Source organism: Prodigiosinella confusarubida (genome assembly GCF_002847015.1).
Classification (GTDB): Bacteria; Pseudomonadota; Gammaproteobacteria; order Enterobacterales; family Enterobacteriaceae; genus Prodigiosinella; species Prodigiosinella aquatilis.
Window position 1 is genome coordinate 2,807,788 of record NZ_CP025085.1, and the last position, 20,251, is coordinate 2,828,038.

A 20,251-nucleotide genomic window follows, 5' to 3' on the forward strand; every position below is an offset into this window, starting at 1 on the left:
CAACAATTTTTTCTTATTGGTAACAGGTGATTTATGACCTACGTGATTATTCATGCCTTGGCCCCGATTTTTCTTATCATGTTGCTGGGTTTCTACGCAGGAAAGGCCAAAATGGTGGATAACCAGAATGTGTCTTTGCTGAATATTTTTGTTATGGATTTTGCCCTGCCGGCTGCGCTGTTCAGCGCAACCGTACAGACGCCCTGGCGCGGCATTGTCGACAAATCGCCACTGATTGTGGTGCTGGTTCTGGCGATGTGGATTACCTATGCGGCGATCTATTTTTTCTGTACGCGTGTGCTGCACAAATCACCACAGGATTCGGCGGTACTCACGTTGACAGTGGCGCTGCCTAACTATGCTGCTCTCGGCCTGCCAATCCTCGGTAGCGTACTGGGGGGATCCACTACCACGTCGCTGTCGGTGGCGGTATCCATTGCCTGCGGATCGGTGCTGATGACGCCGTTCTGCCTGCTGATTCTGGAACGGGAGAAGGCGCTAGCCGCAGGTCAGGCGCAGGGTTCCACTCTTGCGATGCTACCGGTACTGATGTGGCGCTCGGTGAAAAAACCGATTGTCTGGGGACCGCTGCTGGGGGTGGTACTCTCAGCCGTAGGGATCCATATGCCGGAAATCGTACTGACATCGATTAAACCGCTAGGTCTGTCGGCAACCGCGTCGGCACTGTTCCTGACCGGTGTCATTTTGTCCGCCCGTAAGCTGAAGGTGAATGGTGCGGTAGTGATTGCCAGTATCACCAAACTGCTGGTGCAGCCACTACTGGCATGGGGACTCGTATTGGGACTGGGACTACATGGCGAAGTGGCGATTACTGCGATCCTGATGATTGCTCTGTCTGCCGGTTTCTTTGGCATCGTCTTTGGCAACCGTTTCGGCGTACAGTCGCCGGATGCTGAGGCTACACTGCTGATTAGCTCGATGCTGTGTATCATCACATTGCCGTTGTTTATCACCTTGACTGCCGGATTGTAACTGGAGTCTGTCGATGATTCGTCCGCATGATTTGATCTGGGTTGCTGATCTTGCTGCATTGGGCACCGAACAGGAACTGCCTGAATGGGTAAGTCGGCAATGGCATATCGATCTACCACTGATAGTCCGTCGGGACAGACACCATGCCGGACGAATTCCTGCGGGCATTCGTGGGACGCAACGTAGTCAGCGGGCTGCCGTCTGGGTAGACGCTGCGGCTGTGCATCGAATCACAACCCCCGAGTCACTGGTGACCGACGCCTTTGTTTTATTGCGTTCTCCATTCATTTCCCTGCCGCCAGTACAGGCGCTGATGAGTTTGCTACGCCTGTTGAGAAACTGGCATTGGGGTGTGACCGGCAGTTGTGGCTATGCGCTGGCAACCGGGCTTCCGGTGATGCATGACGACAGTGATCTGGATATCGTGGTGCGTTGTCCGCAGCCGGTTGAACGCACAACGTTGATTGAGCTGACACAGTGCCTGCAATTAATACCATGCCGTATGGATGTCCAGATTGAAACACCACAAGGCGGCTTTGCCTTGCTGGAGTGGTTGCGTAGTGATCGGGTACTGATAAAAACCAATACTGGCCCACGGCTATCTGTTTCTCCGTGGGGCACCGATGAGATGACGCTATGAAAATTTTGTTTACGTTTCCCGGGCAGGGGGCGCAAGTCGCGGGTATGTTGCATCAGTTACCGGATAATATGGCCTCGCGACAACTGGTCGTGCAAGCCAGTGATGCGCTGAGTGAGAATGTGCTAACGCTGGATAGCGATTCTGCGCTGCATCACACCCGCGCAGTTCAACTGTGCCTGCTGATTGCCGGTGTGGCTTATGCCACCGAATTGGACATGTTGGACGTCACGCCGGACATCGTCAGTGGCTTGTCTATTGGCGCCTTCCCCGCCGCGGTGATTTCCGGAGCGCTGGATTTCAGCGATGCGGTACGCCTGGTGGCGTTGCGTGGGGAATTGATGGAATGCGCCTATCCGCAAGGTTATGGTTTGACAGCAATAAGCGGTTTGCTACAACCGCAGATGGAACGACTGCTGGCAGAAGAGTATAGCGTGGCATCACCAGTCTATCTGGCGAATATTAACGCTGAAGATCAGATGGTGATTGCCGGCAGTGATGCAGCGATGCAACGAGTGATACAACGGGCTCGTGACGCTGGCGCCCATAAAGCTCAGCGGTTGGCAGTCAGTGTACCTTCGCATTGTGCTTTACTGGATGAGGCGGCACAGCAACTGTCCGATGCCTTACAGAAAGTCAAGGTGCAGCGTCCGCGAGTCGCTTACCTGAGTGGCAGCAATGGGCGGGTGTACTGGCAACCAGAGCAGATTTCACGGGATCTGGCATTGAATATGGCGCGTACTGTGCATTGGCATGACGCGATGATTGCGGCCAGCGAACGGGGTGTGCAACTGGCTATCGAAATGCCGCCCGGCGCGGTGCTTACCGGATTAACCCGACGAGCATTGGTGCAGGGTGAAGCTATTTCCCGTTGTCAATTGGGGGTGAAGGCAGTGACGGAAATTGTGGCCCGCTATCGCCGGTATGCCCGGTAAAACTCAAACGGTACCAACAGCACGAGCGTACATTCTGCCTTCTGCCGCCAGTGCCAAAACATTAGGATCCAGCTCGCGATTGCGGGCAAACACCAGCGCAATGGTTTGACGCATTGGGTAGTCATCACACAGTGGCATGAGATGTACGCCATTTTCATAGACTTTCTTCATCCGTCCGGGTAACAGGGTATAACCCACACCAGCCTGCACCAGACTGATCATTGAAAAAATATCGTTGACGCGGGTAACAATATCCGGCTCAAAACCAGCAATCTGAAAGGCTTCGCTGAATCCGTGGTAGGTGGCAAAACCTTCTGTCAGCGCAACGAATTTCTGGTCGCGAAAATCACGTAAGTCAGCCGGGCCGTCCACGATCAGAGGTGAGTCGGCCGGTGCCGCCAAAAAAATATCATCCTTAAACAGGGGGAGTATTTCGAAATGGCTGGCATCAACCTGACTATCAGAAACCGAAATCAGAATGGCATCCAACTGTTGATTTTCCAACTGAATGAGCAGGTCTCGGTTAGAGCCCATCGTCAGGTCAATTTCGATTTCCGGGCGGCGGACTTTTAACCCCATAATCAAACGGGGGACAGTTTCCAATGTCAGGGAATACATGGTGCCAATCTTCATGCGTTGCTGACCAAAACCTGCCACTTGCCGGGTTTGTTGAATACCTTTCTCTGTCAGCCCGACGATATCGCGGGCGAAATCCATAAGTGTGTGTGCGGAAGGTAAAGGGATCAAGCTGCGACCACGATGAATAAACAACGGGCAACGAAAACCCTCCTCCAGTGTGTGTAATGCGCGATGTACGCTGACACTGCTCAGGTTCAACTGTTCTGCGGCCCGGCCTATATGTTCTGTGTCCATAAATGCCAGAAAAATTTCTAGCTTTTTAAGCGTAATATCACTGTCGATCATCATAACCGTCTGTGGTGCGGAGTCAGGCCCGTACCTTATCAAATTTGAGCATAGTGTTTTTATCGATTGCGGAGATAACGATGGATTTATCTGCTTTTTTTGATCTCAGCCGGATTTTACTCGCACCGGAGCGTTGTGTGTTCAGAAAAAGAATTGTCTGTTTTATGGATTTACCGGTTTGATTTTTTGTAAGTTTGCGCATTTGGTGCAATGCTTAAGTCGCTAAGCAGATTGGCCTGAGGTTACAGGCGTAGAAACTAAGAGGATAAGGTATTTATGGGCATTATTTCATGGATTATCTTTGGTTTGATCGCCGGCATTCTTGCTAAATGGATTATACCTGGACAGGATGGCAGCGGCTTTGTTATGACCGTTTTGTTGGGGATTATCGGTGCTGTGGTGGGGGGGTATATCAGTACGTTCTTTGGTTTTGGCCGGGTCAATGGTTTCAATATTGGTAGTTTTGCTGTAGCGGTTATTGGCGCGGTGGTCGTATTATTGATTTACCGTAATATTCGCAGCTAGCCAGTATTCATTATCCGCGTCCTTGGGGATGCGGATCTCTTCAACATCTGCTGTTGTTTTAAACGCTCCCAGGGTATTTACCTCTCTCTTTCTCCAAACGCCAGAGGGTTACCCATTTGACTCGGCGCTCAATCCGAAGCAGGCAATACACGAGGAAATCGTGGCTACTTTTACCCAGCGATGTAAATCGAAATGGTTTCCGGAAGGGACTTCAACCGGTTAAAGGTAGACGTAAACTACAATACGCTTCACTTAATCCTGTTGTTGAAGTAGCCACTACGTTTGGTTCCAGAAGGGATGCCGAACGTGGTGGCTACTTCGCCTGACTGACATGCATCACGATGCCAGCAAATATACACATCCGTCTTAGTGCGTCGTGACGACATCCAACGCTCGCAGGTTTTCCGGCATCCAGGACAGTTTTACTTCCGAACCGATTTTCCAGGCCGGATTCACCTCGTTGGCGGACATTTTTATCATAAACTGTGGCTGTCCGGCGACTTCAGTTATTAAACGGACGTGGTCGCCCAGATAGATAAACTGCTGAATACGGGCATTCATCTGCTGTGCGCTGGTGGGTAAATGTTCGTCATTAACTTTTACCCGTTCGGGCCGGATGCACAACGTAATCTTTTTACCCGGTGAACTTGGCCGGACTTTCAGTGCTTTCAGCATGGTGCCGTCATCCAGACTCACATGGTAATAATCGCCATCGGTACCTGTTTGCGTGCCGATCAGTGTGTTGTTTTCACCAATAAACTGGGCAACAAATGCGTTCTGTGGACGCTCATAAATATCGTTGGGATAATCCATCTGCTGAATGATGCCATCGTTAAATACCGCCACCCGATCAGACATAGTCATCGCTTCACTCTGATCGTGAGTAACATAGACTACCGTCAGCTCCAGTGCCTGATGTAGTGCCTTGATTTCCAACTGCATGTGTTCGCGTAACTGTTTATCCAATGCACCCAGCGGTTCATCCATTAATACCAGACGGGGTTCAAACACCAGAGCTCTGGCTAGCGCTACACGCTGTTGTTGGCCGCCGGACATCTGTGCCGGATAGCGATCCGCCAGATTTGTCAATTTCACCCGATCCAATACCCGATCCACTTTTTCTTTGATATCGCTGCGATTCATGCGGCGGATCGACAGGGGGAATGCCAGATTCTCTGCCACGGTCATATGCGGGAAAAGCGCATAGTTTTGGAAGACCATCCCAATACCGCGTTGATGCGGCGGCAGATGATGTAATGGTGTGTCGCGCAACAGGATTTCCCCTTGCGTCGGGGTTTCAAACCCGGCCAGCATCATCAGACTGGTGGTTTTGCCAGAACCGGATGGCCCCAGCATGGTCAGAAATTCGCCTTCCTGAATATCCAGATTAAGATTCTTTACCACTAATCGATCGCCATCGTAGGTTTTCTGAATATTCTTGAAGCTGACATAGGTTTTCATTATTTCATTCTCTCACTGTGTCTGGAACAGCAAGTTATATGCATAAACCATGCCTATTAATGAAATGGGCGCATGACGAGCAGGGTTGTCAGGATAAATCGGCACGCTGAACGCATGAGCCACACGTTCTACCTGTGGTGATGCATGAAATCTTAAAACTGGGCATATTGACCATATTTTCTCACTGTCCGTGTGATCAGACTTATAACCTATGCCTCAAAATAGTGATCTATTGTTAATTAAGGGCACTAAAAAAGTGCACTTTTTCCTTGCGATTACCCAACATCAGGTAACGCTTTCAGCTCATTCAGACTGGTGACAATCACGCCGAATGCTCGCACCATTTCATCTTCGTCCACACTGGCGTAACCCAGTAACAGACCTCGTTGATGAGTGGGGTGCAGATAGTAGCTGGAGAGCGGTTTTACCATCACACCGCGTTGAAGAATGCGAGCGCTGAGTACCACATCATCCACTGTATCGGGTAACCGCATAATCAGGTGCAGCCCGGCGTTACTGTTGTATCCCAGATAGTCTTCACCCAGATGCTGTACGATCAATTCGCTTAGCAGGGTGCGACGGCGGGCATACAGCAGACGCATACGGCGGATATGTGCGGCGTAATGTCCTTCACTGATAAACTGGCTCAGTGTTAGCTGAGTCAGTAAATGTCCACCGCGGTACAGCTCGGCATGGGCAATTTTCAGTTCCTGGGCCAGATGAGGGGGCAGCACCATATAACTCACTCGCAAACCGGGATACAGCGTTTTGCTGAAAGTACCGATGTAAATCACCGGCGGCTGGTTTTTTAACCCTTGTAACGCTGGAATTGGGCTACCGGAGAAACGGAATTCACTGTCATAGTCGTCTTCAATCACCCAGCTTCCGTGCTCTTGGGCCAGCGCCAACAACCGTTGACGACGCGCCAGGCTCATTACTGACCCCAGAGGGTACTGGTGGGATGGTGTAACGCAAATCAGGCGTGGCACCCATTGAGGGGAAACCTTATCCGGCGGCACCATACCTTGCTCATCCACTTCTATCGGGGCGACCCGTAGGCCATTGATAGTCAGTACGTTACGCATCCCCCAATAGCATGGGTCTTCAAGCCAGGCCAGATCGCCAGGATTGCACAGCATTTTTGCCAGCAAATCCATTGCCTGATGTGTCCCTTCGGTAATCAGAATCTGATCCGGCGTGCATTCTACTGAGCGTGCGATCCGCAGGTAGTCCACCAGCGAGCGCTGTAGTTCCGGGCATCCGCCGATTGGTGAATAGGAGAGCTGTTCCGGTTTGAGTCGACGAGCGAGACGAGTTTGCAGCCGTCGCCACAGATCATGTGGAAAGCTGGTGATGTCAGGAATGCCCGGCATAAAAGCCCCCCATTGTTTTGCCGATGCTCCGGCATAACCCAGCAAATGCAGGCCCCGGCGGGAAAACTCCTGTACCACTGGACTGGGGGCGGGTTCAGTATCGTCACGCAAGTTCGGAATTGCCGTGTCCGGCAGCTGTTCTGTTACATAAGTACCGCTACCGGTACGGGTTTCGATGTATCCTTCGGCGAGTAACTGTTCATAGGCGGCGATCACTGTGTTGCGTGACAGCGAAAGCTGCTGCGCCAGATCCCGCGAAGAGGGCAAGCGCCGCCCAGCTGTAATGGCACCCTCCAGAATGGCCAGCCGGATAGTATCGTAAAGACGTTTGTTTAATGTGCCTTCCTGTTGGCTTTCCAGCCCCTGCAATAGCAAGTCAGTCAGTAGTGAGCGCAAAGTGGACCCCTCAAATATTAAAAACTGGCTCTGGATTATAGGGCCATAGCGCGCATAAATAGCAACACTAAGGCATAAAATTGTCAGTCATAACCTATTGGGTGTGTTCATCGAATCGGAGCAGAAAATGAATAATAGCGAATTAAATCAACGCCGTTTGGCCGCCACGCCGCGTGGTGTAGGGGTAATGTGTGATTTCTTTGCTGCCAAGGCGGAGAATGCCACGTTGTGGGATGTGGAAGGCCATGAATATATTGATTTTTCTGCTGGGATTGCAGTGCTGAACACTGGCCATCGCCATCCGAAAATTCTGGCTGCAGTGCGTGAACAGCTGGAGTGTTTTACTCACACCGCTTATCAGGTTGTGCCTTATGGCAGCTATATCACGCTGGCCGAACGTATCAATGCGATAGCGCCTATCCACGGGCCGGCAAAAACCACTTTCTTCACGACGGGTGCTGAAGCTGTTGAAAATGCAGTGAAAATTGCGCGTGCTTATACCAAACGCCCTGGTGTGATTGCCTTTAACGCTGCTTTTCATGGCCGTACATTGCTGACCATGACATTGACTGGCAAAGTGGCACCTTATTCCACTGGTTTTGGCCCATTCCCAGGGTCCATTTTTCACGCGGTATATCCTAGCGAGCATAATGGCGTCACGGTAGAACAGTCGCTGGAAAATATCGATCGTTTGCTGCATACCGATATTGCTGCTGATCAGGTGGCGGCTATTCTGCTGGAACCGGTACAGGGTGAAGGCGGTTTCAATGTGGCGCCACCGGAATTCATCAGCGCACTGCGTAAACTGTGTGATGAGCACGGCATATTGTTGATTGCCGATGAAGTACAAAGCGGTTTTGCCCGTACTGGCAAAGTGTTTGCGATGGAGTATTACGAAGAAAAAGCGGATCTGATCACCATGGCGAAAAGCCTGGGGGGCGGTTTCCCGATTTCCGGCGTGGTTGGTCGCGCTGACGTGATGGATGCCCCAGGACCGGGCGGACTGGGTGGCACCTATGCTGGTAACCCCCTGGCGGTGGCGTCAGCTCTGGCGGTACTGGATGTGATTGAAGACGAAAAACTGTGCCAGCGTGCGCAGCAACTGGGAGCCACACTGGTAGAGACGCTGAGAAGTCTGAAAGCGAAGTGCCCGGCGATCGTCGATATTCGTGCCCGTGGCTCAATGGTGGCGGTAGAATTCAATGATCCGCAAACGGGTAAACCTAGTGCGGAGATTACCAAGACATTCCAAAAAGAGGCGCTGAATCAGGGGCTGCTGCTGCTGACATGTGGTGTGCATGGCAACGTGATCCGTTTCCTGTACCCGCTGACCATTCCTGATGCTCAGTTCAGTAAAGCATTGGACATCCTGACCCGCGTCCTGACTCAGTAAAAGGATAGCTATGCAACTGAAAAATAATATTTTATTCCGCCAGCAATGTCTGATTGGCGGTGAGTGGCTGGATAGCCAGAGCGGTGAAAATCTGGTTGTGAACAATCCGGCGACGGGTGAAACGTTGGGAACTGTACCGCTGGTGACTGCCGATCAAACCCGTCAGGCGATTGACGCGGCGGAGCAGGCGCTGACTCCGTGGCGTTTGCGTACTGGAAAAGAACGTGCGGCGCTGTTACAGGCATGGGCACGGCTGATTCGTGAAAATCAGGATGATTTAGCTGCGTTACTTACTGCTGAACAGGGAAAACCGCTGCCTGAAGCGTTGGGGGAAATCGGTTATGCCACGTCGTTTATCGATTGGTTTGCCGAAGAAGCCAAACGAGTTGAAGGCAGTGTGTTGCAGTCACCACAGGCCACCCAGCGTCTGTTGGTAATTAAACAGGCGATCGGGGTGTGCGCGGCGATTACGCCGTGGAACTTCCCGGCCGCGATGATTACCCGCAAGGTCGCGCCGGCACTGGCGGCAGGCTGTACCATGATTGTTAAACCGGCAGAGCAGACACCGTTTACGGCACTGGCGTTGGCGGAATTGGCACAACAGGCTGGCATTCCTGCCGGAGTATTGCAGGTGGTGACCGGTGACGCGCCTTCGGTAGGGAAAATCCTGTGCGATAGCCCGGTGGTTCGCAAGTTGAGTTTCACCGGCTCAACCGAGGTCGGGCGTATTCTGATGGCGCAAAGCGCACCAACAGTGAAAAAATTATCACTGGAACTGGGCGGCAATGCGCCGTTTATCGTGTTCGACGATGCAGATCTGGAACTGGCGGTGAAAGGTATTTTGGCGTCCAAGTTTCGTAACAGCGGTCAAACGTGTGTTTGTGCCAACCGGATTTATGTCCAGCGCGGTATTTACCCGGCACTGGCGGCACGGCTGGTAGAGGAAGTGAAGAAGCTTAAGGTGGGAGAAGGTACTCAACCCGGTGTTACACAAGGCCCGTTGATTGATGACGATGCGGTCAGCAAGGTGCAGCAACACATTGATGACGCGCTGTCGCAAGGGGCAACCTTGTTGGTGGGGGGAGAACCTCATGCGCTGGGCGGTACGTTCTTCTCTCCAACGGTGATTGGCGATGTAACGCGCACTATGCGTTTTGCCCGCGAAGAAACCTTTGGCCCGGTCGCGCCGCTGTTTCCGTTCAGTGAAGAGGCTGAAGTTGTCACCATGGCCAATGACACGGAGTTCGGTCTGGCTGCCTATGTTTATACCCGGGATGCCATTCGTCAATGGCGAGTACCCGAAGCGCTTGATTACGGCATGGTAGGTATCAACACTGGCCTGATTTCGAACGAAGTGGCTCCATTTGGCGGTGTGAAACAGTCAGGTTTGGGCCGTGAAGGTTCACGGTTCGGTATCGAGGATTATCTGGAGATGAAATATCTCTGTGTAGACCTCACGCCTTCAGTTTGACGCAAGGAAAGACAGGGACGTCTCACTTTGCCGTTGTTCTATTATGGTGCGTCTGTCTTTCCCGGAAGCACCATAACAAAGCAGTAAACTCTCAATAACAATAGTTCTAAAAACAGGGCGCTTTGCCTATCTTATGGCGTCACGCTTCTCTGCCCCATCGCGTTAACCCCACAACATTTATCAGATATTGGCACGAAATATGCTTTATATAAAAGTACATGATGCATCGGAAACGATTTTACGATGTTGCCGTTTTGGCATTGCGTTGACTAACTCTCCAGGAGCCAGACTATGTTAAAAAAATTTGCCGTATCTGTACTTTTCATTGCCATGGCCGCTCAGGCACATGCGGAAACGTTAACCGTCATCTCTTTTGGCGGTACTAACAAAGATGCGCAGGAAAAAGCGTTCTACAAACCTTTTATGGCCGCGAATAAAGACACTATTGAAGCCGGGGAATACAACGGTGAAATGGCACGTATTCGTGCCATGGTGGAAACCAAGCAGGTTGGCTGGGATGTGGTAGAAGTCGAAGGGCCGGAGCTGATGCGCGGTTGCAACGAAGGACTGTTCGAGCCACTGGATTGGAAAAAACTGGGCGACCCGTCTCAGTACGTCAATGGCGCGGTTACTGAATGTGGCGCCGGCATCTTTGTGTGGTCAACGGTACTGACCTACAACGCGAACAAACTGAAACAGGCACCTAAAAGCTGGGCTGATTTCTGGGATGTGAAAAAATTCCCCGGCAAACGAGCATTGCGTAAAAGCGCCAAATTCACACTGGAAATTGCGTTGTTGGCAGATGGCGTGAAACGCGAGGATCTGTACAAGGTATTAGCAACGCCGGCAGGTGTTGATCGTGCCTTTAAAAAGCTTGATCAGATTAAATCCAATATCCAGTGGTGGGAATCTGGCGCACAGCCGCTGCAATGGCTGGTTTCCGGTGATGTGGTGATGACTTCCGCCTATAACGGCCGTGTTGCTGTGGCGCAGAAAGAAAAACCCGGTATTCATATCGTATGGAAGGACGGCATCTACGATCTGGATAACTGGGCTATTGTGAAGGGGTCTAAACATAAAGCGCTGGCGGAGAAATTCATCGCTTTCGCTAATCAGCCAGAAAATCAGAAAGTATTCGCTGAAAATATTGCCTATGGTCCAACCAATGTGAAGGCGACCAGTCTGCTGCCACCTGCCGTCGTCGCCGATCTGCCTACGGCTCCGGAAAACCTGTCGCAAGAGTTGCAAGTTAACAACGAGTTCTGGGTCGATCATGGTGAGGAACTGGAACAACGCTTTAATGCCTGGGCTGCCCGTTAGAACGAACCGGTCTAACATAACAAGGAGATATAGCTTATGCCCCAGAACGATACGTTGGCTGTTGAGCCGCTATCAGGCAATAAAAAAGCAATAACCAGTTTGAAACAGCAATTACGTGTGGCACAAGCCCGCTATAAAAGACGGTCGCTGCTGCTGATTGCGCCATTGTTCTTGTTTATCCTGGTGAGCTTTCTTTTCCCTATTACCTCGATTCTGGGCAAAAGCGTGTCAAACCCCGATCTCCGTGTCAGTATGCCTTCCACCATTGCCGCAATGCGGCAATGGTCAGGCAAGAGCGTGCCGGACGAGGCGGTGTTTAAGGCCCTGGTGACGGATTTACGCAACGCGCGCAGTACCGGGCAGGTGTCTGCCATCACCAAACGGTTGGGGTATGAAGACTCGATGTACCGCACGTTGATTAGCCGGACGCTGCGTAAGCTACCACAGGAAGATACGCCTGATATACGTGGCCAGCTAATTGCCAACCAGCCCCTGTGGGGCGAAGTGACCACCTGGAAGACCATTGCCCGGGCATCAAAGCCTTTCACCAGCTATTACCTACTGGCGGTATTCGACCATAAAGTCGATCCGCAAACGCAGAAAATTGTGCAGCAACCCGCCGATCAGGCGCTTTATGTAACTGTCTTGCTCCGCACTTTGCTGATGGCTGGCGTAGTAACGCTGTTGTGTGTTGGCCTGGGTTACCCGCTGGCATACTGGTTGGCGAAACAACCTACTAACCGGGCCAATCTGTTGATGATTCTGGTTCTGTTGCCGTTTTGGACCTCATTGATTGTTCGGACGGCTAGCTGGATTGTGTTACTGCAATCCGGCGGTCTGATTAACCATGCGCTGCTCGGACTTGGCATTATTGAGCACCCGTTGGTGTTGGTCTTCAACCGGGTGGGGGTGTATATCTCCATGACCCACATTTTGATGCCATTTTTCGTGTTACCGCTGTATGCCGTAATGAAAGGCATTTCTCCCAACTATGTGCGAGCAGCGATTTCACTGGGAGCGCATCCATTTATCGCATTCTGGCGCGTATACATACCTCAGACCTATGCAGGTGTTACGGCGGGGGCGCTGCTGGTATTCATGATGGCGATTGGTTACTACATCACGCCAGCATTGCTGGGGGGGCCAGGTGATCAAATGCTGAGCTATTTCGTGGCGTTTTTCACCAATACCACCATGAACTGGGGAATGGCGGCCGCATTGGGAACACAGTTGCTGGTTATTGTCACGTTGTTGTATGTGGTTTATATGCGTGTTACCCGTACCAATGCAGAAGCGGCTGCGCATTAACAAGAGGATAGGGAAATGAGACAACAGGGTGCGCTGGTTATCCGTTTGTGGAATACCTTTTTTAACGTCTATGGCGCTGCGATGTTGCTGTTTTTGGTAGTGCCGGTACTGGTGATTGTTCCACTATCATTCAATGCCGGTTCATTCCTCAGCTACCCGCTGGCGGGATTCTCCTTACGCTGGTATCACGAATTTTTCAATTCCAGTGAGTGGTTGAATGCGCTGGGAAACAGTCTGCTGATTGCCCCATTGGCGACATTGCTGGCAACCGCACTGGGCGTTCTGGCTGCGGTAGGGCTGGTGCGTGGCGAGTTTCGTGGTAAATCGTTGGTGATGGCAGTATTGATATCACCGATGATTGCACCAGTGGTCATCGTGGCGGTAGGAATGTTTTTCTTCTTCGCCAAACTGTCTTTACTTAACAGTTATGTTGGGTTGGTGCTGGCTCATGCGGTGCTGGGTGTGCCTTTTGTGGTGATCACCGTGATGGCAGTGTTGAAGAATTACGATCAGAATCTGACGCGGGCGGCTGTCAGTCTTGGCGCATCGCCATTGACTGCGTTTCGTAAGGTGACATTTCCGCTGATTGCCCCAGGGGTGTTCTCCGGTGCACTGTTTGCATTTGCCACTTCATTTGATGAGGTTGTTGTCACGCTGTTTTTAGCCAGTCCACGTCAGCGAACGCTCCCGTTGCAAATGTTTGCCGGCATTCGTGAGAATCTGGATCCCACTATTGCCGCCGCCGCTTCGCTGATGGTGGCGGCGGCACTGATTCTGTTGGTGGTGATGGAGCTTCTGCGTCGCCGGACGGAGCGGTTGCGTGGTGGTCACTGAAAACTGAAAACCGTGTCATGGGGGGAATCGCCATGACACGTGGTTATTGTCAGAAAACAAAAATAGCGATACAAACTGCATTAGCGGTTATTCCTGTGTTTCCACCCGTTTTGTAGAAGGTACAAAACAAAACCTTTGCTCGAAAAGGGCTTCATGTTATTGACATAATTGAAGGCACTCACGTCATAAAAAAATTTAATCCTCTACTTCCATTTATGATCTTACTTTCAATAGCGTCGATTTTCGCGTGATGACACCTCAAACTTTGCAAAATCTCATTTGAGCAGATACGTGCCAGAATGTACTCTGGTCCGCCCATAGGTCTACTGGCAGTTTGGCGCTGCAGCGGTGTTTGTGTTGGCGACCGCGTTTATATTCATAAAAGCAGCAGGGTTGTTGGAAGCCTGGAAGCAATAACTGTCGTTGCCTTGCACCGCGTAGAAACACGATGAGACGTTCGCTGGGATAGTGATGTTATTGAGTCCACCAATCCTGAAGATTGTCGCAGTTGCAGCCCGGGTCGCGGGGCTATTGGGGTTTTTCCGGAATGTGATGCCGGTGTTGGGTGCCCCGACCTGAATGGCTGCATAATTGGTACAATTGGCACTGAACGGCAGGTCGACAGCAAAAGCGGGGGCGGACAAGGCGGTGAACGCACCCAAGATCATGCCCGTCGTCAGGTAGTGGTAAAAATATTTTATATTCATCATATTAGTGTCCTTTTTTTCGTGTATGAAAATCTGTAAAAACAAGTGAAGACGTTGTTGCAACATTTCAGCTTCTTTTGCCTTTGCCACCGATTGGTGACGAGTGTGCCGTAAAGATTTTTGAACTATCATCATTTACGGTCATTATCCGATAGACGCGAATGTCTCCATGACACCCTTCTTTATAAAAATTAACCGATGATCGATGTACATAAGTCAGGTTTGGCAGAAAGTCAAAGTACCGTCCAAAATATATGTCAAGTCCATTGCCCCGGATCCGAATACAATCTTAGTCGGCGTACTCAAGCTGGACTTTGACTGTATAATTGAGTTTTCATCGAGTTGCGTATTTAGCTTTGGCAGCATAACGCCTTGTGCAAGGTCGGTTACTGTTAGATAGTATGAAATTTGTGCAATATCGAAATAATAGCGGGTATTTGGAGCACCTTGCATGACTAATGCCGGGTACTGGGCAACATATAATGCAACGCTCATTGTCAATGAAGCAGAAACGGTAAAGCTGGCATCTGTCGTGATCTCTAACTTGTTGTGAATATTTGGGTTTAAATAAGGAGTACCAGAAAAAAAACCGTTATTATTGTGTTGAACAGGAAGTGCATTATTGCTATTTGCGGTGGTTGGAGAGACGGATGTTGGAGATTGTCCTGAGGTGAATAGAACACCGATATCAACGGGTTGAGACGTGTTCCCCCAGCCTAATCCAAAATCAGTTTGATCCCACTTGAATGAGTAATTCCCACCATTATTAATCGTCGTCACTAACCAAACGAGCGAAAATTCATTAATGTCTGAAGCATCAGCCAGAAATATGGCCACATTCTGTGGTGCACCACTGCTATTAGTTACGTTCACGGAATAAGTCATGATCGACGCTTCCTTCTCAACAGCAAGCATGGACGGCAGTATTTGCTGGATAATGTGATGATCCATGAATGGGATCAAATAATGAAAATCAATTTCCTCTTGATAAGGGCTGAAGAGAACTCCTTAACTCTCAATACTATATTTCGAAAAACCAATCTGTAGAAAACAACAGATTGGTTTTCTTAAACGACGGCTGAGAACAAAATGCTACTGATCCTTAAGACGTCAGCAAAACAAATTGTAAAGTATCAGTGAGTTTGAATTTCAACGAAGTTACGCCTTCGGCGAAGGAGAACTGTGTTGGACTACTGACAAATGTTCCCGAAACAGCAACACCTTGTTTTGAGTCTGTGGTGCAAATCCAATAGGTTGGGTGTGTATCAAACAAAAAATTCCCATTTGGTTTGCCTTGCATGGCAAATGCTGGCAAAGAATTCATGTAAACAGCAAGGCTCATCGCCAGTGATTGTGAAACAGTAAATGATGCGTCGGTTTTCACTAACATGCTGCCGCTAGACACCTCTGGATCATAGAACGCTGTGGGTGACGTTTGAAACTGACCATTAGAGTAAGTTACACCCATCTCGTTGTTTCCTCCGGCAGCAGTAGGATTCATGTTCTGGAGGGGGCCACCGGAACTCCATAAAACGCCAGGTGCCAATGGCTGTTCAGTGGTACCCCAGTTGAGAGCCCAATCTATTGACCAATTGTAGCTATTTGTATTCCCATTGTTGATCGTTTGCAGGAGCCATACCAAAGGCAAGCCTGCTTTGAGGTTAGGGTAAGTTTGATAGATGGCAACATTCGCGGGAGCGCCGCTGGAATTTAATACAGAGATAGAATAGGAAGACATAATTTATATTCCTTTCAGTATGTATGAACTAAATAAGCGTTATTTTGAGCCAATTGGCTACGGCATTTCGTTCCGGAATAACGTAATTATTGTCTGTTTTTTTCATTGTGCAAGTATATTTTTTTTATTTATAAATTTCGTGTTTGTTGTTGTTTAAAAAAGAAATAATCATATTTATTTTTTTTATTTAAAATATTTTTTATACAAAAATATAATGTATTCAATGTGCTGGTGATTTATTTAAATTTATAAAAACAGATGCGTAGCAGTGTCATCATTTTAAAATAATTTACCCAATATTTTTTGGTTTTTCTTATATGTATGATTTTATTATAAATAAAACCCTAAATTGTTGTTTTCCAGATTATTTGTCTTATAATTAATTTAATTATTATTATTGCTATGTATAATCATATCGTATTGGGGTTTTTTAGTAAGTAAACGTGGGCTGGAGTAATCAAGGTTACTCTTTAACTCATTACGTCAGTAATTATTTAACTGAGAAATAATATAAGCATTTTAGATACTATCAACATAACAATACAGACAAAAAACTTTTATTGTGCTAATTGAATTAATGATTATTCATCTCTTTAAAATATTACAGTATGCAGTAGTCAATAGAAATTGATTACGCTTTAGCGTTTTTCCAATGTAATCATTATGATTCATTTGATGTTAATTCATCGTTATATGGGGGACTGAGCTGACTATAATAACCGATGGTATAATTCGTTATTGATCTATTCGCATCACTAAAATTACCGTATCCACTGTTTGATACCCGTGTGCACCCGTGTGCTGCTCAACGGTTATTGCAGAACTGCATCGAGCGAGTCTTATCATCATTACGATTGTTCCACTATCGTTCAATGCCGGTTCGTTCCTCAGCTACCTGCTGGCGAGGTTCTCTTTACGCTGGTATCACGAATTTTTCAATTTCAGTGAGTGGTAATGTGCCAGGAAACAGCCTACTGATTGCCCCATTGGCGACAGCATGGGCGTTCTGGTCGCGGTAGGGCTGGTGCGTGGTAGTCACTGAAAACCGTGTCATGGGGGGAATCGCCATGACACGTGGTTATTGTCAGAAAACAGAAATAGCAATACAAACTGCTGCATCAGTAGCAGTCACATACCAGAAAAACATATTTTGTTACCTAAAAAGAAGAGTAATCAAATAATTTGTTAATAATACATCTCAGTACATAATATGTTACTTGATTAGTATGTTAATGGCCTGTTTCATGATTTCTGTCAAAATAAAGTGATAGGGTTAAGTGTTTTATATTAACTACGATTTAACCATACCCGTCATACTTCAAGTTGTAGGCGCGTTGGCTTTCCTTGCCCACTCCAGTCACTTGTTTGAGTCAGCGCTGAAGGGTCACTGTGTTGCTGTCTTTCTGCAACTTGCCGTTATTCAGGGTTAAACCTTTAATCAGCAGGTATTCAATGCATAAAATTAACACGATGGAGCCGGTTACAGAGCAGTCGCTTTCACTTTCGCCTTTGTTCTGGCAGCTTGTGGGCGTGATGGCGCTCGCCGTTCGTTTGGTCTCCGGCTGGACTTATTGGGGCGGCGCGAGTCGCAGGTTGATTTATGACCTGGCCAAGCTGGATCCGACATCACCCGCTTATCTTGCCAACAAGCTGGTACATGCTGCACCGGGTATGGCATTTGATTTGTCTGGTGTGATGTATTGGTTGCTGGCCCATCCAGTACTGCTGCACATTGCGATAATCTTTTTCACGCTGGTTGAATTGGTGGTAGGCGTGGGACTGATCATCGGCTTTGCCACCCGGTTTATGTCTTTTATCGGGTTAGGTCTGTCGGTGACCTTAATGATCATTTTTGGTTGGATGGGGACCACCTGCCTGGATGAGTGGACCATGGCGGCCTGCGGGTTTGCCATGTCGGCCGTCGTTCTGGTCACCGGCGGTGGCAAGTGCGCGGTGGATCAACTGTTGCTGCCGATGATTGAGAGAAGCGGTGCTCGTTGGCTGGTATGGTTAACCAGTGGGCCGTTGCCACTAACAACCAGGCAGGTGATGAAATTTGCTTCGACAATGGCGGTCATCTCTATCGTATTTACCGTCGGTTTTTATGGTTATAATTTTGGAGCGCTTATCACGCCGCTTGGTAAACGCCTGGATAATGCGCACCCAACAGTTACGTTATCCGATGCCACCCTGATGGATCATCACTTGCGGGTCGCTACTTACATAAAGACGGGCCCAGATACGCAAGGGGCCTATGTGACAAAGGTTTCGTTAATCCAACAGGAACAAACGCTGATAAGCTACCAGGCCGCGGATTTGAAAGACCCAGCCAAAGTGGTGTTGAAAAATCAATTTGCACCATGGTCAACCTGTAAAGCAATGGCTTATGCAGTACGTTGCCAGCTAGGTTCCAAAGCCAATTGGGTGATTACACTGCCAGCAGATTTAACCATGGATGACCATAAACCACTTACGGTTGAATTTACCGATGTGGAAGGGAAAAACTACACTGCACTGGTTGAGCTTCACTAAGATGATCTCGTACCAGATGGCGTTGTAATAGATATGAGGTTACGCGACGGTCATTGACACGTGGAAACCGCGTCATGGGCAACCCCCACGACGCGGGGTCATGGTCAGGATGCTCCGACGTTGTCAGCAATCTGATGTGATGGCGTATCTTTGGGATCCTGAACGAAATCATCGCTATCTGTAATTGTTGCCTCAAAACTGCGCAGACGCTTATAGATTGATAGCAGTTCGACAATGGTGGTCCAGGAGTTGATCAGATACTGGAATGAACTGCGCACTTGATCAAACACATTGGTAATCTGTGTCATCAGCCCGAGCGTCAGACTTCCGGCAACGATGGATGGCAGCAGGACTATCAGACCAAATATATTATCGGTTTGCAGATACAATACCCGCGCAATATTGAAATAGGTGTAGTGGAAATAGAGACGAAAATAGTTTTTACGTACGTGAGTAAATAATTCCCGCACAGTAACCGGGGCTGCCCGCTCCTCATTATCTTCTCCATACACCAGTTCTTTACGGTAGGCGGCCTCTACTCGCTGATTATTGAACTCCAGCCCTGGCAGTTTGATCCCGATTATCGCCAGTAACCCGGTTCCCATCAGCGACCAGATAATGGCGGCAATCAGTAGTGCATAGGGAATATGGCCGACGATGGGTAATTCAGTCACATGGGATGACAATGAAATCAATATGGGTAAAAATGCAATCAATGTCATGATTGACTGAACCAGATTGACACCCAACCCCTCCACCGTTGAGGCGAAGCGCATACTGTCTTCCTGAATACGCTGTGCTGCGCCCTCGATGTGACGTAGACGTGGCCAATGAGAGATGTAGTAGTCATTCATTGCCATACGCCAGCGAAAGACATAATGGCTGACGAAAAACATATTCATAACACCCACTGTCACGGCGATTAATGCAATGCCGAGAAATATTCCCAGTTCATGATAGAAACTGCCAATAGCTACCGCATGAGGTGTCGACAAGGCTTTCTGAATCAAATTATAAAAAGGGACGTACCAGGCGTTTATCGCGACGCCAACTTCAACAGAGAAGTAGGTGGCAAAGATGATCAGCGCGGAACCGAGGATTGACCAACGCTGCCAGCGGTGAGGCGAAAAAACAAACCAGCCGGTGGCAAAAATGCCGACACTGAGCAGATAATAACCATAAAACCATAAAAAAGGCGGTGACCAGAAGCGTGTTGCACTGTTGGGTAATGGTTGCGTGATATGCAACAGGCTATTGCCTAATGGTTTTCCCCATGTATACCAGAGTACAACAGACAGCAATGTCCAAAATAAAGCGGAAGAAAAAAACAGTTTTGGATGCGGAAAAAAAGATTTAAACATAACGCGTTTTGCCTGTTAGAAATATTTGTTTCATTAATGTGTTTTCATTACCAGATATCTGATTCACATGCAGGTTTTTTATTGCAACGATATTTGACGGTGCCATCATTTCTTTACAGACCGTGGATAATAAATTAAGCAATAAGCAAGAATCAGGCGAGTGATACTGATAACCGCATAACCGCAGCCGACGTAATTTATTTTTCGTATATACCCGTCATACTTCAAGTTACAGGTGTGTTGGCTGCGTTCGTTCACCCGAATCACTTATCTGAGTAAGCTCATCGGGATTCACTCTCTTGCCGCCTTCCTGCAACTCGAATTATTTTGGGTATCGATGTTT

At 48.8% G+C, this 20,251-nt stretch carries 17 protein-coding genes and 1 pseudogene; 11 read left to right on the forward strand and 7 right to left on the reverse strand.

Annotated features, from left to right (window positions below; translation table 11 throughout):
* Positions 1-33 precede the first annotated feature (33 nt).
* The 3 genes from CWC46_RS12650 to mdcH are packed head-to-tail and all read left to right on the forward strand — an operon-like array spanning position 34 to position 2,565.
* Entirely contained in the window at positions 34-993 is a 960-nt protein-coding gene (locus CWC46_RS12650; RefSeq protein ID WP_021016202.1) for an AEC family transporter, read from the forward strand.
* A 13-nt stretch (positions 994-1,006) separates the two neighbouring features.
* Positions 1,007-1,633 (forward strand): malonate decarboxylase holo-ACP synthase, encoded by a 627-nt coding sequence (locus CWC46_RS12655; RefSeq protein ID WP_021016201.1) that lies wholly within the window; start codon positions 1,007-1,009, stop codon positions 1,631-1,633.
* Positions 1,630-2,565 carry a malonate decarboxylase subunit epsilon gene (mdcH, locus tag CWC46_RS12660; RefSeq protein ID WP_021016200.1) on the forward strand — a complete coding sequence of 312 codons (936 nt, stop codon included), beginning with the start codon at positions 1,630-1,632 and terminating at the stop codon, positions 2,563-2,565. Before CWC46_RS12655 ends, mdcH begins: the two co-directional genes overlap by 4 nt.
* A gap of 3 nt (positions 2,566-2,568) precedes the next feature.
* On the opposite strand, the gene CWC46_RS12665 is transcribed toward mdcH, so the two are convergent.
* Positions 2,569-3,489 carry a LysR family transcriptional regulator gene (locus CWC46_RS12665; protein WP_084297658.1) on the reverse strand — a complete coding sequence of 307 codons (921 nt, stop codon included), beginning with the start codon at positions 3,487-3,489 and terminating at the stop codon, positions 2,569-2,571.
* Positions 3,490-3,765: 276 nt separating this feature from the next.
* On the opposite strand from CWC46_RS12665, the gene CWC46_RS12675 reads away from it, so the two are divergent.
* The gene (locus CWC46_RS12675; RefSeq protein WP_021016197.1) at positions 3,766-4,014 is read left to right on the forward strand and encodes a GlsB/YeaQ/YmgE family stress response membrane protein; all 249 of its coding nucleotides are present in this window, start codon (positions 3,766-3,768) and stop codon (positions 4,012-4,014) included.
* A gap of 366 nt (positions 4,015-4,380) precedes the next feature.
* On the opposite strand, the gene CWC46_RS12680 is transcribed toward CWC46_RS12675, so the two are convergent.
* Together CWC46_RS12680 and pdxR are read right to left on the reverse strand one after the other, a co-directional pair.
* Positions 4,381-5,475, reverse strand: a complete 1,095-nt coding sequence (locus tag CWC46_RS12680; protein ID WP_021016196.1) for an ABC transporter ATP-binding protein — start codon at positions 5,473-5,475, stop codon at positions 4,381-4,383.
* A gap of 275 nt (positions 5,476-5,750) precedes the next feature.
* Positions 5,751-7,244, reverse strand: a complete 1,494-nt coding sequence (pdxR, locus tag CWC46_RS12685) for a MocR-like pyridoxine biosynthesis transcription factor PdxR (RefSeq protein WP_021016195.1) — start codon at positions 7,242-7,244, stop codon at positions 5,751-5,753.
* Between the two features lie 127 nt (positions 7,245-7,371).
* Here pdxR and CWC46_RS12690 point away from each other — a divergent pair, with 127 nt between their 5' ends.
* The 5 genes from CWC46_RS12690 (at position 7,372) to CWC46_RS12710 (ending at position 13,570) form a co-directional block, all read left to right on the forward strand.
* On the forward strand, positions 7,372-8,637 hold the full coding sequence (locus CWC46_RS12690; protein WP_021016194.1) for a 4-aminobutyrate--2-oxoglutarate transaminase: 1,266 nt from the start codon (positions 7,372-7,374) through the stop codon (positions 8,635-8,637).
* 10 nt (positions 8,638-8,647) lie between these two features.
* Positions 8,648-10,108: an NAD-dependent succinate-semialdehyde dehydrogenase gene (locus CWC46_RS12695; RefSeq protein WP_021016193.1), complete on the forward strand. Its 1,461-nt coding sequence runs from the start codon at positions 8,648-8,650 to the stop codon at positions 10,106-10,108.
* A gap of 291 nt (positions 10,109-10,399) precedes the next feature.
* Positions 10,400-11,428 (forward strand): ABC transporter substrate-binding protein, encoded by a 1,029-nt coding sequence (locus tag CWC46_RS12700; protein ID WP_021016192.1) that lies wholly within the window; start codon positions 10,400-10,402, stop codon positions 11,426-11,428.
* A gap of 36 nt (positions 11,429-11,464) precedes the next feature.
* Complete coding sequence (locus CWC46_RS12705; RefSeq protein WP_021016191.1) at positions 11,465-12,736, forward strand: ABC transporter permease; 1,272 nt, start codon at positions 11,465-11,467, stop codon at positions 12,734-12,736.
* 15 nt (positions 12,737-12,751) lie between these two features.
* Positions 12,752-13,570, forward strand: coding sequence for an ABC transporter permease (locus tag CWC46_RS12710; protein WP_021016190.1), 819 nt, complete (start codon positions 12,752-12,754; stop codon positions 13,568-13,570).
* 323 nt (positions 13,571-13,893) lie between these two features.
* Here the strand turns inward: CWC46_RS12710 and CWC46_RS12715 are convergent, their stop codons facing one another.
* The 3 genes from CWC46_RS12715 to CWC46_RS12725 form a co-directional block, all read right to left on the reverse strand.
* Complete coding sequence (locus tag CWC46_RS12715; RefSeq protein ID WP_021016189.1) at positions 13,894-14,412, reverse strand: hypothetical protein; 519 nt, start codon at positions 14,410-14,412, stop codon at positions 13,894-13,896.
* 81 nt (positions 14,413-14,493) lie between these two features.
* Complete coding sequence (locus CWC46_RS12720; RefSeq protein WP_237160181.1) at positions 14,494-15,228, reverse strand: hypothetical protein; 735 nt, start codon at positions 15,226-15,228, stop codon at positions 14,494-14,496.
* Between the two features lie 151 nt (positions 15,229-15,379).
* Positions 15,380-16,015, reverse strand: a complete 636-nt coding sequence (locus CWC46_RS12725) for a hypothetical protein (protein ID WP_021016187.1) — start codon at positions 16,013-16,015, stop codon at positions 15,380-15,382.
* 844 nt (positions 16,016-16,859) lie between these two features.
* Between CWC46_RS12725 and CWC46_RS12730 the strand changes: the two are divergent.
* Positions 16,860-17,048: pseudogene (locus CWC46_RS12730) on the forward strand (ABC transporter permease); the annotation flags it as partial.
* 419 nt (positions 17,049-17,467) lie between these two features.
* Positions 17,468-18,547, forward strand: a complete 1,080-nt coding sequence (locus CWC46_RS12735; protein WP_021016186.1) for a TQO small subunit DoxD — start codon at positions 17,468-17,470, stop codon at positions 18,545-18,547.
* Between the two features lie 104 nt (positions 18,548-18,651).
* Here the strand turns inward: CWC46_RS12735 and sbmA are convergent, their stop codons facing one another.
* Positions 18,652-19,908, reverse strand: a complete 1,257-nt coding sequence (sbmA, locus tag CWC46_RS12740) for a peptide antibiotic transporter SbmA (RefSeq protein WP_021016185.1) — start codon at positions 19,906-19,908, stop codon at positions 18,652-18,654.
* Between the last annotated feature and the right edge of the window lie 343 nt (positions 19,909-20,251).